This is a genomic window from Methanomassiliicoccales archaeon (genome assembly GCA_013415865.1).
Lineage (GTDB): Archaea > Thermoplasmatota > Thermoplasmata > Methanomassiliicoccales > UBA472 > MVRC01.
This window is the reverse complement of sequence record CP058896.1, coordinates 141,401-157,398: the sequence shown is the minus strand read 5'-3', so window position 1 is coordinate 157,398 and position 15,998 is coordinate 141,401. Positions and strand designations below refer to the sequence as shown.

The 15,998-nt window shown below is 50.9% G+C and carries 14 protein-coding genes; 3 read left to right on the top strand and 11 right to left on the bottom strand.

Translation table 11 applies throughout. From position 1 onward, the window contains the following. From HPY73_00825 to HPY73_00790, 8 genes are all read right to left on the bottom strand, one after another. The gene (locus tag HPY73_00825) at window positions 1-1,458 is read right to left on the bottom strand and encodes a Ni/Fe hydrogenase subunit alpha (protein ID QLH74133.1); all 1,458 of its coding nucleotides are present in this window, start codon (window positions 1,456-1,458) and stop codon (window positions 1-3) included. Then, window positions 1,455-2,408 (bottom strand): oxidoreductase, encoded by a 954-nt coding sequence (locus tag HPY73_00820; GenBank protein ID QLH75590.1) that lies wholly within the window; start codon window positions 2,406-2,408, stop codon window positions 1,455-1,457. The genes HPY73_00825 and HPY73_00820 overlap by 4 nt, the downstream gene beginning before the upstream one ends. Beyond that, window positions 2,405-3,814, bottom strand: coding sequence for an NADPH-dependent glutamate synthase (gltA, locus tag HPY73_00815; protein QLH75589.1), 1,410 nt, complete (start codon window positions 3,812-3,814; stop codon window positions 2,405-2,407). Before gltA ends, HPY73_00820 begins: the two co-directional genes overlap by 4 nt. A 34-nt stretch (window positions 3,815-3,848) precedes the next feature. Further along, window positions 3,849-4,691 carry a sulfide/dihydroorotate dehydrogenase-like FAD/NAD-binding protein gene (locus tag HPY73_00810; protein QLH74132.1) on the bottom strand — a complete coding sequence of 281 codons (843 nt, stop codon included), beginning with the start codon at window positions 4,689-4,691 and terminating at the stop codon, window positions 3,849-3,851. After that, window positions 4,691-5,902: a hydrogenase iron-sulfur subunit gene (locus HPY73_00805; protein ID QLH74131.1), complete on the bottom strand. Its 1,212-nt coding sequence runs from the start codon at window positions 5,900-5,902 to the stop codon at window positions 4,691-4,693. The genes HPY73_00810 and HPY73_00805 overlap by 1 nt, the downstream gene beginning before the upstream one ends. A gap of 252 nt (window positions 5,903-6,154) precedes the next feature. After that, window positions 6,155-6,640: a peptide-methionine (S)-S-oxide reductase MsrA gene (msrA, locus tag HPY73_00800; protein ID QLH74130.1), complete on the bottom strand. Its 486-nt coding sequence runs from the start codon at window positions 6,638-6,640 to the stop codon at window positions 6,155-6,157. Window positions 6,641-6,688: 48 nt separating this feature from the next. Next, window positions 6,689-7,690, bottom strand: coding sequence for an isocitrate/isopropylmalate dehydrogenase family protein (locus HPY73_00795; GenBank protein QLH74129.1), 1,002 nt, complete (start codon window positions 7,688-7,690; stop codon window positions 6,689-6,691). Further along, window positions 7,690-8,619 carry a deoxyhypusine synthase gene (locus tag HPY73_00790; protein ID QLH74128.1) on the bottom strand — a complete coding sequence of 310 codons (930 nt, stop codon included), beginning with the start codon at window positions 8,617-8,619 and terminating at the stop codon, window positions 7,690-7,692. The genes HPY73_00795 and HPY73_00790 overlap by 1 nt, the downstream gene beginning before the upstream one ends. Before the next feature lie 58 nt (window positions 8,620-8,677). On the opposite strand from HPY73_00790, the gene HPY73_00785 reads away from it, so the two are divergent. After that, the gene (locus tag HPY73_00785) at window positions 8,678-9,688 is read left to right on the top strand and encodes a cation transporter (GenBank protein QLH74127.1); all 1,011 of its coding nucleotides are present in this window, start codon (window positions 8,678-8,680) and stop codon (window positions 9,686-9,688) included. Between the two features lie 9 nt (window positions 9,689-9,697). Further along, the gene (locus HPY73_00780) at window positions 9,698-10,852 is read left to right on the top strand and encodes an MFS transporter (GenBank protein ID QLH74126.1); all 1,155 of its coding nucleotides are present in this window, start codon (window positions 9,698-9,700) and stop codon (window positions 10,850-10,852) included. Here HPY73_00780 and HPY73_00775 read toward each other — a convergent pair. The 3 genes from HPY73_00775 to HPY73_00765 form a co-directional block, all read right to left on the bottom strand. After that, the gene (locus HPY73_00775) at window positions 10,833-11,423 is read right to left on the bottom strand and encodes a thymidylate kinase (protein QLH74125.1); all 591 of its coding nucleotides are present in this window, start codon (window positions 11,421-11,423) and stop codon (window positions 10,833-10,835) included. The genes HPY73_00780 and HPY73_00775 overlap by 20 nt on opposite strands. Window positions 11,424-11,433: 10 nt before the next feature. After that, window positions 11,434-12,162: a hypothetical protein gene (locus HPY73_00770; GenBank protein QLH74124.1), complete on the bottom strand. Its 729-nt coding sequence runs from the start codon at window positions 12,160-12,162 to the stop codon at window positions 11,434-11,436. A gap of 63 nt (window positions 12,163-12,225) precedes the next feature. Then, window positions 12,226-13,506, bottom strand: coding sequence for an MgtC/SapB family protein (locus tag HPY73_00765; protein QLH74123.1), 1,281 nt, complete (start codon window positions 13,504-13,506; stop codon window positions 12,226-12,228). A gap of 258 nt (window positions 13,507-13,764) precedes the next feature. Here HPY73_00765 and HPY73_00760 point away from each other — a divergent pair, with 258 nt between their 5' ends. Then, complete coding sequence (locus HPY73_00760) at window positions 13,765-15,936, top strand: sodium-translocating pyrophosphatase (protein ID QLH74122.1); 2,172 nt, start codon at window positions 13,765-13,767, stop codon at window positions 15,934-15,936. Window positions 15,937-15,998: the final 62 nt, after the last annotated feature.

The following is a 15,998-nucleotide window of genomic DNA, read 5'->3' as shown; positions in this document are numbered from 1 at the left end:
TCACAGACCTCTGGTAAGAGTCCCTATATGATTATTTAAATTGTCAAATATCCTGATCTCCAAAGGCATTTTTCCTATGGCATAATGGGTGGCACAGCCGAAACAAGGGTCATACGCCCTGAAGGCCATCTCGACCTTGTTCAGAACAGTATCATTCACTATCCCATCAGCTATCAGGCCTTTCGCCGCGTCCCGGATGCTCATACATATGGCAGGATAGTTATTGGTCGTTGCGACTATCATGTTGACATCCTTTATGAGAGCGTCTTTATCCAAGCGGTAATCATGGATCAGCGTCCCTCTTGCAGCTTCGACGATGCCTACGCCCTCTCCAGGCGTCCCGGGTGTGTTCCTAATGTCCTTGGATGTGATCGATCGGTCACTTGCCAGCTCCACAGCCCTCTCGGCAGCGTATAATAATTCGATGAGCCGTGCCCAATGGAACACCAAGGTGCCATGTGCAGGTTTTCCCAACGTTCTGAAAAGAAGTTCGTACTCCTTCTGAGCAAGGGGGGTGGACATCCCCTTCGCAGCATTCAGGCGACCTAGCGGCCCCACCCTGTATATGCCACTGTCTTTGCCGTCCTTGAACCCATTCCATCCGATCTTTCTGAGGTAAGGGAACTTCGAATAGGTCCAGGGCTCCACCCTTTCTTCAATGTGCTGACGATATTCCATAGCCTCGAACTTTGTGAGCTCTTCCCCATCAGGGTCGACGACCCTGATCTTGCCATCGTAAAAGTTGACGTTGTCATTATCGTCGACCATCCCCATGTAATAGGTCCTCATGGTGTATGTCTGGCTCCCGATCATCGAAGCATATCGGGGGTCCTCTAGGACGACCTCATGGAACATCCCCAATGTGAACTTGGCGAATTCCAATGACGATCTGGCCATCTCCAATATCGACGATCTTGATTCCTCGCTCAATGGTTTGCTCATCCCCCCCGGCAGACCGCTCACGGGATGCGTGGCCTTCCCACCGATGATCTCGGTGATCTTCTGGCCATATGCACGGTGCTTGATGACCTCCTTTGCCACATCCATGCCGGCCCTCTCTATGACCCCGAGGATGTTCCTTTTTTCTATGGGTGCGTCCGGACCAACAATGAAGTCCGGTCCACCGAGGAAATAGAAATGAAGAGTGTGGTCATAGATCAGGTAGCCCATGTACTGAAGCTCCCTCAGCTTTTTCGCAGCGGGGGGAGGCTCCACCCCAAATGCCGCATCCAGAGCTTTGACCGAGGCATAATGATGGGCGACCGGGCATACGCCACATATCCTCGTTGTGAGTATCGGCATCAATTCGGCGGGCCGACCTACACAGAAGGCTTCGAAGCCCCTCAGCTCTGGTATCTTCAGATATGCATTCTTTACCTCTCCATTTTCATCTAAGAAGATGGACACGTTACCGTGCCCCTCAAGCCTGGTTATCGGGTCGATCATGATCTCCTTCATTTTCCGATCACCTTCCGCCTGAGGATGGACGATGGGAGGCTGTACATGTAAAATATCCCCACCGGGTCCTTGATCTGGGATATTAATCTGTCAAACTCCTCATCGGTGTATTTTCCCGGCTCCGCATCAAGGCAGAGGATAGAGGCCAGTGCTGTCATCATCCCTGTGCCGACATCAGATTGATTCGGAGTGGCCCCTCCACAACCCGTGCATGGCATGTCGACCTTCAAACACTGTGCACCACATCCGCTCCTTGTGGCCATGCCCATACATATTATGCCCTGCTCCATCAGGCATCTCTCAGGATCCGGAACTTTCTCATGCACCCTATATATGCTCTTTATCTTTTTGTGCTCCCTCGTCCTAGGGCATTCATCACATACTGATGGTAATGGTGCAAGCACAGAGCCTTTAGGAGGAAGTTCTCCTTTCACGATGGCATCTATCGCCGCAGCGATGAGCTTGACGGGCGGGGGACACCCGGGGAGATAATAATCGACCTCCACCACCTGCCACAAGGTCCTCACCGTGTCATAGAACTGGGGGACCTTCAATTCTCCTTCAGGTACAGTTGTTATAGGGGCAGGTACGGTCGCGTCTCTTTCCTCACCGTATACCTTTTTTAATATCTCCCCGGCGTCACTGAGATTTGCAAGCCCCGGTACAGACCCTTCATGGGCACATGCACCGAACGCTATCAATATCTTAGATCTGGACCTCAATAGATGCGCCATGTGCTCCTGTTCGCTGTTCCTCACGGAACCGTTAAAGAAGGTGACGTCGATGTGGCCTTCTGGCATCGCCTCAACGTCTTTATATTTGACGTCCATGGCAACTGGCCAGAACACTATATCGGCGACCTTGACAAGGTCAAGTATCTTTTCGTTGAGGTCAAGGACCGCGATCTCACAACCACCGCAGCTCGCCGCCCAATAGAATGCTATCTTCAGCTTGTCTGACGTGGGACCACCTCCTTCGGGCCGAGCTCCATCAGATAATCATGTATCGCCTTTGCGGCGCGTCTGCCCGCTCCCATCGCGCTTATCACGGTCGCGGCCCCTGTCGTCACGTCGCCTCCAGCGAAGACGCCTTTGATGTTCGTACGTCCCTCACTATCTACGATTATCGTCCCATTCCTCGGATTGGTCATCAACCCCTCGGTCGTGCGTTGGATGATAGGATTGGGGGTTTGCCCTATTGCGACGATTACAGTGTCGGCAGGCATCTCGAAGTCTGAACATGCTATAGGTCTTACATTCTGCCTCCCGCTCGCATCTGGTTCCGTGAGCTCCATGCATGTGCACCTTATGGCCCTTACCCAGCCTTTATCGTCCCCATAGAATTCGACCGGCGCGCTCAAGAACTTGCATATAAGCCCCTCCTCTTCCGCGTTCTCGATCTCTTCCTTGCGTGCGGGAAGCTCGTTCCTTGACCGCCGATAATTGAGGCAGACGGTGGCACCCAACCTCATCGATATCCTTGCACAATCGATGGCGACGTTCCCTCCTCCTATCACCACCACGTGCTTTCCTATGCGGATCGGTGTGTCCTTCTCTGGAAATGAGTATGCTTTCATCAAATTGACCCTTATTAGAAACTCATTGGCGGAGTATATCCCACCTAGATTCTCCCCTGGACAACCGGTCCATTGGGGCAGACCTGCTCCGCTCCCGATGAAGACCGCATCGAACCCCTGGTCCATGAGCTCGCGGATAGTATGGATCCTCCCTATTAGATTACCAAGGCGTAGCTCTACCCCTAGGGACTGAATATACTCTATCTCCTTCTGGACGATATCCTTGGGCAATCTGAACTCAGGGATACCATAGCTGAGAACGCCCCCTCCCACATGTAATGCCTCAAAAAGGGTCACAGAATGTCCTAGCTTGACCAGATCAGATGCCGCGGTCAGACCTGCAGGCCCAGCACCTATCACGGCAACCCTTCTTCCGGTAGGGGGGGCCCTGTCAGGTATTCTAAAGCCCCTCTCTCTTTCCCAATCCGCCAAGAATCTTTCAAGACGACCTATGCTGACCGGTTCGCCTTTCTTTCCACGCACGCATCTGAGCTGGCATTGTTCTTCCTGAGGACATACTCGCCCGCACACGGCAGGAAGGGCGTTCATCGTCTTTATCGTGGCGATCCCTTCTGCATACCTACCTTCACTTATGCACTTGATGAACTGTGGGATGGGAACATTCACAGGGCATCCTTTACGGCAGGGAGGGTCTTTGCATTGCAGACAGCGGGCCGCCTCTTTCCTGGCCATCTCCTCATCATATCCCAAGGCTACTTCCTTGAAGTTCCTGACCCGCTCTTTCGGATGCTGCTTGGGCATTTCGACCGCGTGCCTCATATCATCTGTATGAACAGGGCTCTTGTCTAGGGCGTCAGTCCTTTTCACACCTGCACCTTCCCGAGATCTCCCAAAGTACCGAGCTTATCCTCTCTTCTGGAAGCATTGAACGTTGCCTTTTTATCAGTTCGTCAAAGTTCGTCAAATGGCCATCGAACTCTGGGCCGTCCACGCAGCCAAATAGCATCTTTCCACCTACCGATACCCTGCAGACGCCGCACATGCCCATGCCATCGATCATTATGGGCGTAAGCGATACTATCGTGGGGATGCCATAAGGTCTGGTCATTTCGCTCACTTGTTTCATCATCACGACAGGTCCCATGACTACGCATCTGTCGAACCTTTCCTTTTTCAGCAGGCCTTCGAGGAAGCCGATCCCCTTTTCGCCGACGCTGCCGTCATCCGAAGCTATATGGACATTGTCGCTATATGCATGAGCGACATCTTCCATGAACAAGAACTCCTTGCTGCGGCATCCTAGCACGGTCGTCACATGGTTGCCTGCTTCCTTCAAGGCCTTGACCTGAAGGAGAAGAGGGGCCACCATTATGCTGCCACCGATGCACAGGACCTTCCCGAACTTTCTGATCTCAGAATGATTGCCCAAAGGGCCTGTGACATTTGCTAGATGGTCGCCTTCTTTGAAAGTTTCCATCTCCTTTGTCGTCTTTCCTACACTGTGGAATGCAAAAGATATGGTCCCATTTGTTCGGTCATAGTCACATATTGTAAGGGGCACCCTTTCGCTCCCGTCCTTCGGGATGACGATGACGAACTGACCGGGCAAGGCCTTAACCGCTATCTCGGGGGCCTCGACCTCGAATAAGGTCTCTTTGTAGGCCAAGCATCTTTTCTTCACGATCCTATAGGCCATCACATACCTCCCTGGGCATCCCTACCGCATCTCGATAGTGTGGATATCTTCTGAATGAAATCCCTGAACCTACGGTCGAACTCTCCTTCGCATCTTGGGGAAAGTTCATGGACCTCGAACCTATCTCTAAGCCCATACCTTTCGATTATGCTCAGAAGGACCTCCAACTGTCTTTCGGAGGTGTCTCTTCCCTTTTGCAGCTTACAGTCCTTGGCGGGGCAGATGACCGCCATGACCCCATCGAAACCGCTCCTGAGCGCATTGATCATATGCACCGGGTCCAATCCTTTGAAGCATGGTACCTCCAGAACTATGGCATTGTGTTCCTTGAGCAATTTTAAAGGGTCGTCAAGGGCAGAATATTCAGACCATTGGCAGCTGAAGACCATGATGGCCGGTGCTTTATTTGATGCCTTCATCTTGGACGCCAGCCTTTGGTACGAATTCAATATGGTATCGAACTCGAAACCTTTCACTTGGATGGCATGATGTGGACAGACCAGTTGACAGGCCCCGCATCCAACACATTTGTCCGTCAATACCCTAGGGGAAGAGAAGGGTTCTGCCAATATGGCCTCGTAGGGACATATGAAATAGCACTTACCGCACCCCACGCATTCTTTGGAGATCCAAACGGCCTTCCTCGAATGCTTTATCATGATCAGAGAATCTTCTGCAAAACCTAGCTGTTTCAATACCGCCTTACTGAGCATCAGACGTCGGGTCTCGATGCCGGTCCCTTCTTTCATTCGGCAAAAACCATCCTGACATTGAACAGAAACTATCCTCTGGAAACCCAAATTCAAAGATTTGAATATAAAATCGGTAGGAATTCGACCTGCGCACGGTACCCTTATGGAGATGTGACCGCATCCTTCGAGACCATTTTGGGACAGGATCTCTTTTACCTCATCTTTATTCGCTGTGTTGCCTCTGCACATGACAACAAGGGTATCTGCTTTTTCTTGGACCCTCAGCTCTTGAACGTTTCCGATAAGGTCATCGTAATCATAATATGCCATATCGATCGCGGCAGATGGGCAGGAACTATAGCATATCCCGCATACCTGGCATTTTTGTATGTCTATCCTTAACCTTCCATCTTCGGACCTTCGCTCTATGGCCTCAAAAGGACAGAGCGAGTAACAGACCGCGCATCTGCTGCACAGGTCCTGGTCGATCTTTACGGCAGCTATGCAACTGTCATTCATCTGTATTATCCCCTCGGGCGGTGTATACCTAGCTCACAAGTGATTCTACCGTTAATGGGTTTTATTACCGATATATGGACCGATCGTCCTACAGGAGACATGCTGGGCAATCTCATGGCCGGCCCTGAGATTGGATGATGGCCTTATTATTTAATTCATATGTCCGATAGTTCGTCCATACGATGAGAAGAGATAACACGTTACAATGACCAGAACTTGCATCGATAAACGGTGGTTTAAACGTGTCTATGTTTACAGATGACATGACCGCAATCCATGTCTCTCATTGTACCTTTGATGATACTCCTCCGCCCTCCAGAATCTCGTGGCAGGGACTATCTCCGTGACTATTGGTCTTGAGAATTTGCCAGATTTTTCGAGGTTCTCCTTAGATCTCATTGCCATATCCCTTTGTTCCTGATCGTAGTAGAAAATGACCGATCTATATTGCGACCCTATGTCAACCCCTTGTCTGTTCAGCTGCGTTGGATCATGCATCTTCCAAAAAGCATCAAGTAGGTCTTCATAACCCACGATCGAAGGGTCATAAAGGACCTCAACGGTCTCTGCGTGCCCTGTCCTTCCTGTGCACACGAGCTTATATGTGGGGTTCTCCAATGTCCCGCCCATATATCCGACCTGGGCATCTACGACACCTTTGATCTCTCTGAATGCGGATTCGACGCCCCAGAAACATCCGGCCGCAAAGGCCGCCTTTTTTAAAGACGCCTCGGACATATTTTGACCGATTGTTCAAGGTGACGTTCTGATATTTCTGTCATTCGATTAATCCCGAACAGATAACCTTTTTATCACCTGACGGCTGAAATCGAGTGTGCCTGACCTCCCCCCGGCATCTGGTGTCCTGACCCCATCGAGGAGAGTTCTCTGTAATGCAGACCTCAAGCTTATTGCGTGACCTTCCATACCGAGATATTCTAACATCATGCATGCAGATAAGAGAGCGGCAGTGGGATTGGCAACCCCCTTGCCCGCAATATCGGGTGCCGAGCCGTGGGTGGGTTCGAACAAGGCAAATTTTTCACCATAGCTCCCTGACGGGGCGAATCCCAGACCGCCAATGAGCGCCGCCGCCTCATCTGAAAGTATGTCCCCATATAGATTGAGGGTCACATAACATCTCTGCTCCAAGGGCCTGGTGACCATGGCCGCCGCCGCGGCGTCCACCAGGAGCTCTCTGGCCTTGATGGATGTTCCTTCCATCTCCTCAAAGAAAACCCTCCTGAAAAGACCGTCCGACCTCCTCAGGACATTGGCCTTATGGACACAGGTGAGGGTGCCGATCCCATTTTTTATACAATGGTTGATGGCATATCTGACCAATCTTCTACACGCCTTTTCGGAGACCTTCCTTTCGAGAATGACAGCACCGTCCTCCTCTCTTTCGATCCCTGTATACATACCTTCCGTGTTCTCCCTGATGATGGTCAGGTCAAGGTCGATGATCCCGATATCTGGACAAGGTCTTTTAACGGGTCTCACGTTGGCGAAAAGTCCGAACTCTTTTCGGAGGTAAAGGATGGGCGACCTGTAATCTGGCACATTGGACGGTGGTGATGTGATCGCACCGAAAAGGCAGCAGTCCGAGCCTTTAATGACCTCTATCGATGCCTCTGGGATGTACGCTCCTTTAATGGAATTGCATTCAAGCCCCATCTCCGCATCGACGAACTCGATCGGCAGGTCCATATTATGGAGCACTTCCAAGGTGGCATCGATCACCTCGGGCCCGATGCCGTCCCCTTTTACGACCGATACTTTTTTCATCACAATCTCTCGACCAAGCTGGCAACCGCCATCGGCAAAGTGATCGTCGCATCTCCCTCCACGGTCACATGAGACGCGGTCTCCTTGACCTTCCCCCAGGAGACAGCCTCTCGTACCTGTGCCCCGGACAAAGACCCATCAAACTCAGGAGCTGTGGTCATATAGACCGCATAATCGAGCCCGCCTCTGAATTGATTCCACCAGATTACATGATGCTTTGAAATACCGCCCCCGACGATCAAGGCCCCCGTCTCTTTTGAATGGAAGATTATATCAGAGAGGTCCTGTTCATCCTGGAACAGGTCCATATGCAATTTCCTATGGGTCTGCCAATACATCCATATCTGACTTCCAAATGAACCGTCGGTTATTCCTGGTACGAAGATCGGGACCTTGTTCTTATGCGCCCAATATAAAAGGGATCTCTCATCATCGATCCTTGCACCCACCTCATCGATCAGTTCTCTGGTCGAGATCGAGCTCCTCCCCTCCAATATCTCCTCGAACATCGGTATCAATCTTTCTTCAAGAATAAGGCCATAGGAATCGTCAGGAACGAGAACATTCCCTAACCTGTTGACGCCTTCCCTCCTCAGTTCCGCATCGTCCATGAAGAAATCCCCGTGATAGTAGTCCTTCCAGACCCTTGCCAGGTCATGGTCCAATGTCCCACAGGTCGTGATTATCACATCAACAAGCCTTCTTTTCACCAGCTCGACCAGCACACCTCTCGTACCGGTGGCCATGAGGCAGGCGGGGAATGATAAGAATTTTATGCACCCCTCGCTCTTGACCATCTTCTCCAGGATATCTACCGCATCCGCGACCTTCCGTCCAGTGAACCCCCCGGATTCCTTCATCTCTCTGATGAGGTCGTCGACGGTCATGCCTTTTTTAATGACTATATCCTTGACCTTTCTTTCTTCCATATAGGTCCCAGGTCGTTCAAGTTATGGGAGATAAAAAAGGTTTGCTGTCTTTGTGAAAATGACCTTATTCCTATCAAAGACCAGAAAGCCTAAAAACACGTACCAATATGCCATTCGGATAAAATTGCAGAAGCAGAAGGTTGCATTGCTATCGGTCTATAGCAATTCATTCTTGGTCATCCTGAAGTTAGTTGCAGGTATATTCATGGGGTCGATCTCGGTCATCTCGGAAGGCATCCACTCCATGATCGATCTGGTCGCCGCGGTAATAGCTAACTATTCCGTCAGGAAGTCCGGTGCACCGGCAGACAAGGACCATCCTTATGGTCATGGGAAATATGAGAACTATGCAGGGGTGGTCGAGGCCATACTGATATTTTTTGCAGCAATGTTGATAGTTTACGAGGCGACGATGAGGATCATAAAAGGCGCCCCCGTCGAGTTCCTTGGGGTCGGCATAGTCATCATGGGCATATCCGCGATCGTCAATTTCTTTGTGTCCAATAGGCTTTACAAGGTAGGCATCGAGACAGACTCGATGGCGCTCCAGGCTGATGGTCTCCATCTCAGGACGGATGTCATGACATCTGTTGGAGTTATGATCGGTCTGGTATTGATCAGGATCACAGGTTATGAGTGGCTCGACCCTGTTGTCGCCATCATCGTCGCCGTTCTCATAGTGAAGGCAGCATGGGAACTTACAAGGGAGGCCAGCAAAGGGCTTGTAGATGAGCAGCTGCCTCCCGAGGAGGAAGCGAAGATCAAATGCGTTCTGGCATTCTATAGCAAGAACTTCATAGCCTTCAGGGCCCTTCGGACAAGGAAATCCGGAGCTGAGAGGTTCGTAGACCTTGTGCTTATCGTTCGTTCGGACATGCCTGTCGCCGCAGCCCATGACCTATGCGATACGATAGAGGCAGAGATAGAGGCGAACCTGCCGAACACCAACGTCATGATCCATATAGAACCATGCAAGAAGGGAGACTCCTGTCCGCATTGCCGGGGCGAGCTGATAGAGATCGTTGAAGAACCTGATGTCGAATGTGCCAACATCAAAAGGGTCAGATGAGGCCTATAGATGAGCGAGAGCCGTTATGCCAAGTTCGCTGTCTATGCGGGTGCATTCTCCGGCCCTCTTGCTGGTAACTCAGTGCTTGCCATTGTACCACTGTTGGAGGTCGAGTTTGGGATATCTGTAGCCGAGGTCCTTCTGTCGATTTCCTTTTACATGTTCCCATTCGCGATCTTCAGTTTCTTCTCTGGTTCTATCTCGGACATATATGGAAGAAGGAAGGTGGTCACGTTCGGCTTCTTGGTCTATGCCATTGGAGCTCTGTTATGCGCATCGAGCAATGATGTCATGACCTTCTATATCTCCCGAGGGGTCCAAGGCTTCGGCTATGCATTCGTCAATCCCGTGCTCGTCGCAATTCTGGCAGAAGTGACGCCCTCCGATAGCAGAGGTAGGAACATGGGGTTCCTTGCAGCCGCTACTACTGGTGGTGTTGCGTTTGGGCCTCTGATGGCAGGAGCTTTCTCAGAATGGGATTGGAGGATCGTGTTCATCGTAATAGCTCTGCTTTGCCTGATATGCAACTATGCGATTCTCAAGACCTATAAAGGAGCGTCCTTCGTAGCGTCTGGAGTGTCGATAGGTTCAATGATGGGCAACGTTCCCAGGGCTTTAAAGAACAAAGGCGTTCTTTTAATATCCGCGATAGGGTTCGTAACCTTCTTTTGCTATATCGGTGCTCTTTCTTTTGTCTCAGATGTCCTTGCAAGGCCGCCCATTGATGCGTCGGGCCGTCTGATCGGGATATTAATTGCGCTCACAGGAGGCGCTGGTATCTTTGCCGCACCGTTCGGTGGTTCATTGTCGGACCGGATAGGTCGGTCTAGGACGGCGGCCTTGGGCCTTCTCATATTATTGGCAACAACGATCCTCATGGCAAATTCAACCACGATCTGGATGTTCGCCATGGCATTGGTCCTTCTGGGAACGGGAGCGCAGATATTGTGGGCCTCGCTTTTTGCGCTTGTGGTGGAGCTGGTGTCGGAGATCAAGGGAACCGTCTCCTCGGTCTTCAACAGCTCAAGGTTCATGGGCTATGCGATATCGCCATTGGTGCTCGGTCCAGTATATTTATCGTCTGGATTTGATATGGTCCTGACCTTTACCTCTATTGCCTTGATCATCGGTATCGGGTTAACGGTCATCTTGGAAAGGTCGTGACGGAACGCGACTCCCAGTCCTCGAGGATGGACGACAGTTCGATCGCAAGTTCTCCATTGCCATTGGAATTGTCCAGCACCCTCCATCCTTTCTCAGAGAGCTTGAGAACCTTTCGCCTGGCTTTCTCAAGGTTCCCAAGGTCCTCGAACATCTCCTTGACATCAGGTCTTGATTGTATCCTTTTCAGCGCTATCTCTGGACGTACGTCAATGAGCACCATGGCCTCAGATATCGGCAATACTTTCGCAAAGACATCATATCCTAATCCCATGAACCTCTCTGGTAGATAGGCGGTGCCCATCAGGTATCTCACAAAAATGACCGCGATATCTTGATCCTTCATTTTTTTAAGTTGAGAAACGGACATCAATACATCGATGATATAGAACACCGACGCGATCACCCTCATGAGCGGCCCTTGCGATTGCAAGGCTTTTCTTGCCACCTTGCCACATTTCCTGGCGGATGGGTGTGCCATGATCTTCGTTCTCACTCCTCTTTCCTCATACCATTCCTTGATGATCTGTGCCGCCGTGTTCTTGCCTGAGCCGTCGATGCCATCGACGACCATCCACCTCAATTTATACCCCCAAGAATTTCAGGATGATCACTGACGTTAAAGGTATTATCAGATTATCATATTCTCCCGGCGTATAAAGCTCTACGACTGCCACATATGCGGCGATACTGATAGATACCAGAATCATCGTAGGCAGATCGATGATTGGAGACGCGTAGTAACCTTCCGAGCTAAGGAAGCCGTAATAAGCGATGACGAAAAAGCACGCCAATGTGGCGAATATGAAAACAGATAACGTCCCTTCAATGCTCTTGTCCTTATGGATCTTCCTACGGCCATATCTTTTCCCAATAAGACCTCCCATGCCATCACCATATGCCATACAGACTATGCCAATGGAGGCTAACATGAGATCATCGAATGAAAAATACGCAAGCAGGGTCCATGATATTGCATAGTAGACAAGACCGAGCTTATGACCGTCCACCGAAGCCTCGGCCAGTACCGAGTTCTTAACCTCTCTCTCTAATTTGCTTTTTGGGACGTCTCCCCTAGAACCCTCCTTGGAGAACAATATCAATAAAGGAACGAAGGGGGCCGCAGCCAAAAGGGACATGACCCAATCTGTCTCAAAGATCCACCAGAACAGCACGATGTTCCCGATCATTACATGTATGAACTTTCGGTGCAATCTCGTCCTTTTCAGAAACTGCCATTTGCTAGCGACCATGACCATTGTGCCGACGTAAGCATAGACGAGGAAAAGCCCTATCAGGTCACCGTCGGTCAATGTATCGCCACTGTAAGGCCATATAGATATAAAACATATTCTTGAACAGAAAGGGCACGGTCTTCACCATAAGATAATTATGAAGGACATGAGAGCCGATGTAATCGTTATCACCAGCATCTTTTTTGCTGCAATTTTTTCTACTTTTTTATTCATGGTCCTGATTATCAGATAATTACCGATGCACGAGAAGGTCGTCGCGACCATGATGGTCTCCGCGGCAACCCTAGCTCCAATATCACCTAACGATACCAAACTGCCCAGAGAAGCGGCGACCGCTGCTGATGAGATGAGCCCCGCAATAGAGGAGAAGTAGATGCCATTGTTCCCTAGGTATTTTTCAGCGCCATAGGTCACAAGCGAGAGGATGAATATCAACATAGCAAATTTAATGGCCGGTCCTATCGCAAAGGGAGACCTCATCTCGACCTTGGTATCTTCCGGGCCGTTCATGTCCCTGACGATGCCTAAAACTAGGGCCACCGCGGCCGCGATCAATATGAAAGGGGCCAGTATCATCGCGGTCCTCATATCTGGGTCGGCGATCATGACGACAATCAGGTTACGTATCATCATGACCCCGGTGGCCAGATAGATCCCTGTCGCAGCCTTCTCGGCGAGATGTGGTCTCTCCTTGGCTATGTTGCATAAAGATGCCGTGGTCGCTGCAGAATTGACCAGTCCACCAAGGAGACCTGAGAACTCCATCCCACGTTTCGCCCCCTCCTTTCTTATTATTAAGAAAGAAACGAAAGAGATGCTGCTCACGAACACCACCATTGTCAGAATGTAGTTGAGGTCCAGAACTCCTCCCCTGTTGAGAACGTCAAGAGGATCTTCAAGACTGAGGAAGTAGGTGATCGGGAACAAGATGACCACGATCGTGATGAACTGAAGGGCACCGATCAATTCATCATCGTCAAGTATCTTTGCTAGCATGTGCGTCCTTCTTCTAGAGACCAACAAGAACGTGGTCACGACCGTAAGGACGGCCGCCTCGAACAATAGATCATATCCTACAAGAACGCCGCTGAAGTAGGTGACGATCATGGCCATGGGTGTGGTCATCCCTGGCGACCCTTTCAGGAATTTTATTATGGCAAGGAGAAATGCCAATGCGCCGACCACTGGTACGCCGATCATGACCAAAAAGATAAGATCGGCCTCCTCGGTTGCGAGGAATGCCGTCATGAAACCGAACAATGATATCAGAGCGAATGTTCTGAGGCCAGCGAGCACCGAAAGATCGTCCCTGTGATGCTCCCTTTCCAGACCTACCAATGCGCCAGTGCCGACGGCCAATAAGGCATGATAGAAGAAATCCGGGTTGCTGAAATCTGCCACGGCTTAATATATTATTCATAATATTATATATTTTATCCATGTAAAGGAATGTGATCATACCATCGCAATTATGAAGAGTTAAAGTTCGAAATGATCGATATTGCATCAGTTCTATGAACACCATCAATAAAATCATCCATGTCAAGCGTTAACAGGCTCAATCGTAGCCAGAATGCGAAAAACTGTGGTGTGACAGGAACAAGGGATTTATATAAGCACCCTTATTCGGGCATAACCTGCTAAATAGGGGTATAAAAAATGATTGAATTGGATCCATTGATCTATGCAATTCCCATAGCGGGCCTGGTAGGGATACTCGCCGTGGCTTTCTTGACCCGATGGGTCTTCAAGAAGGACACTGGGACCGAAGAGATGAGGTTCGTTAGCGATGCCATCAAAGAAGGGGCGATGGCCTACCTCGCACGCCAGTACAAGACGATCGCGATCATCAGCATCATAATTGCTGCGCTAATAGGTGTGGCCATAAGCCCATTGACCGGCGTGGCCTTCATTATTGGTGCTGCCTGTTCGGCGTTGTCAGGATACATCGGAATGTATGTGTCTGTCAACTCGAACATCAGGACCGCCAGTGCCGCTAGGCGCTCCTTGAATGAGGCCCTCCAGGTCTCCTTCAGGGGAGGGGCGGTCTCCGGCATATCGGTCGTCACGTTGAGCCTGCTCGGGGTCGCCGGGGTCTTTTTCATGTTCTGGTGGCTTGAAGCCCCTGAGATGGTCACAGGTGTTGATGAGGGTATAACCGAAGCGCTTCTCCTTGCTGTCGGTTATGCATTTGGTGCCTCATTCGCCGCCCTCTTTGCACAACTAGGCGGTGGTATCTACACCAAGGCAGCCGATGTCGGTGCTGACCTGGTCGGTAAAGTTGAGGCCGGCATTCCTGAGGACTCTCCAAAGAACCCCGCGGTCATAGCAGACCTCGTCGGCGATAACGTTGGGGACTGCGCCGGTCGTGGTGCAGACCTCTTCGAGTCGACAGCGGCAGAGAACATCGGAGCCATGATCCTAGGTGCGTTCCTGTATGCGGCCACAGGTGAAGTTGGTTTCGTGTTCTTCCCGCTTGTTGCCCGTGCCCTGGGCATCTTTGCAGGTATAATCGGTATCATGCTCGTGAAGCTTAGGAACGAGGACGAGGAGCCGATGAAGGCATTGAACCGTGGCTACTATGTGTCTTGCATCATCGCCATTGCACTGTTCGGATTTGCAGCAAGCGAGCTCCTAGGAGACAATTGGATCTATTTCCTGGGATGTGGCATAGTCGGTGTCATTCTCAGCATAGCTATAGTTTACATCACGCAGTATTACACCGCAGGCGAATACCGCCCGGTCCGCGAGATAGCAAAGGCTTCCGAGACAGGTCCAGCCACCAACATCATCAGCGGTTTCGCGGTCGGTCTCGAGACGACCTTCCTTCCGATAATGGCCATCGTCGCAGCCCTCCTCGGTGCCTACGAACTTGGTCAAATGGCCGCCCCTGATGGCGCCTCTTCTGGCCTGGTCTTCCAATACGGTCTATATGGGACTGCAGTTGCGACAATGGGCATGCTCGCTCCATGCGCGTTCGTGCTCGCAGAGGACACCTTTGGCCCCATCACCGACAACGCAGGCGGTATCGTCGAGATGTCCGAACAGCCTGATGAGATACGCAACAGGACGGACAAGCTCGACGCCGTGGGCAACACGACCAAGGCCCTCACGAAGGGTTATGCGATGGGCTCTGCAGCTCTTGCAGCCTACCTATTGTTCGGCGCCTTCTTTGACAAGGTCGCAGAGGAGCTTTACTCCCACGACCCGGTCAAGTGGGCCGTTTATGCAGACCCGACCGCGGCATACAGCGTTGATATTGCTCAGCCAGAGGTTTTCGTCGGAGCTCTTATCGGTGCGATGCTGGTCTTCTTGTTCTCATCCTTGGCGATCCGCGCCGTCGGTAAGGCCGCGGGGGACATGATATCCGAGGTGCGCCGTCAGTTCAGGGAGAACCCGAACATCTTGAAGGGCAATGACAAGCCAGACTACGCCAAATGTGTGGATATATCCACCAAGGGCGCGCTTAAGGCGATGATACTCCCAGGCATTCTGCCTGTGATCGTACCGGTGTCATTCGGTATCTTCATGTACTATTCATATGGCTCAGTGACCGCTTATATGGCGGTCGGTGCCATGTTGATGGTCGGGACGATCGCCGGTGTGCTGATGGCTCTCGTCCTTAACAACGGTGGTGGCGCCTGGGACAACGCGAAGAAGTATGTTGAGTCAAAAGGATTGAAGAAGACCCCTCAGCATGCCGCTGCGGTTGTCGGTGACACTGTCGGTGACCCGTTCAAGGACACTGCTGGCCCTTCATTGCACGTGCTTGTCAAGCTGCTCTCCACTATCACGCTGGTATTTGCCGGTGTGATCGTATTGGGCCTCTAAACCCCTTTTTATTTTAATTTTTTCTTTTGTCCAGCATCTGATTTTTCTACCAAAATTTTTGT

Coding starts and splice junctions, on each gene's coding strand:
- HPY73_00825 (QLH74133.1), bottom strand. CDS start 1,458: ATGAAGGAGATCATGATCGACCCGATAACCAGGCTTGAGGGGCACGGT.
- gltA (QLH75589.1), bottom strand. CDS start 3,814: ATGAGGCACGCGGTCGAAATGCCCAAGCAGCATCCGAAAGAGCGGGTC.
- HPY73_00810 (QLH74132.1), bottom strand. CDS start 4,691: ATGGCCTATAGGATCGTGAAGAAAAGATGCTTGGCCTACAAAGAGACC.
- HPY73_00805 (QLH74131.1), bottom strand. CDS start 5,902: ATGAATGACAGTTGCATAGCTGCCGTAAAGATCGACCAGGACCTGTGC.
- msrA (QLH74130.1), bottom strand. CDS start 6,640: ATGTCCGAGGCGTCTTTAAAAAAGGCGGCCTTTGCGGCCGGATGTTTC.
- HPY73_00795 (QLH74129.1), bottom strand. CDS start 7,690: ATGAAAAAAGTATCGGTCGTAAAAGGGGACGGCATCGGGCCCGAGGTG.
- HPY73_00790 (QLH74128.1), bottom strand. CDS start 8,619: ATGGAAGAAAGAAAGGTCAAGGATATAGTCATTAAAAAAGGCATGACC.
- HPY73_00785 (QLH74127.1), top strand. CDS start 8,678: ATGACCTTATTCCTATCAAAGACCAGAAAGCCTAAAAACACGTACCAA.
- HPY73_00780 (QLH74126.1), top strand. CDS start 9,698: ATGAGCGAGAGCCGTTATGCCAAGTTCGCTGTCTATGCGGGTGCATTC.
- HPY73_00775 (QLH74125.1), bottom strand. CDS start 11,423: ATGGTCGTCGATGGCATCGACGGCTCAGGCAAGAACACGGCGGCACAG.
- HPY73_00760 (QLH74122.1), top strand. CDS start 13,765: ATGATTGAATTGGATCCATTGATCTATGCAATTCCCATAGCGGGCCTG.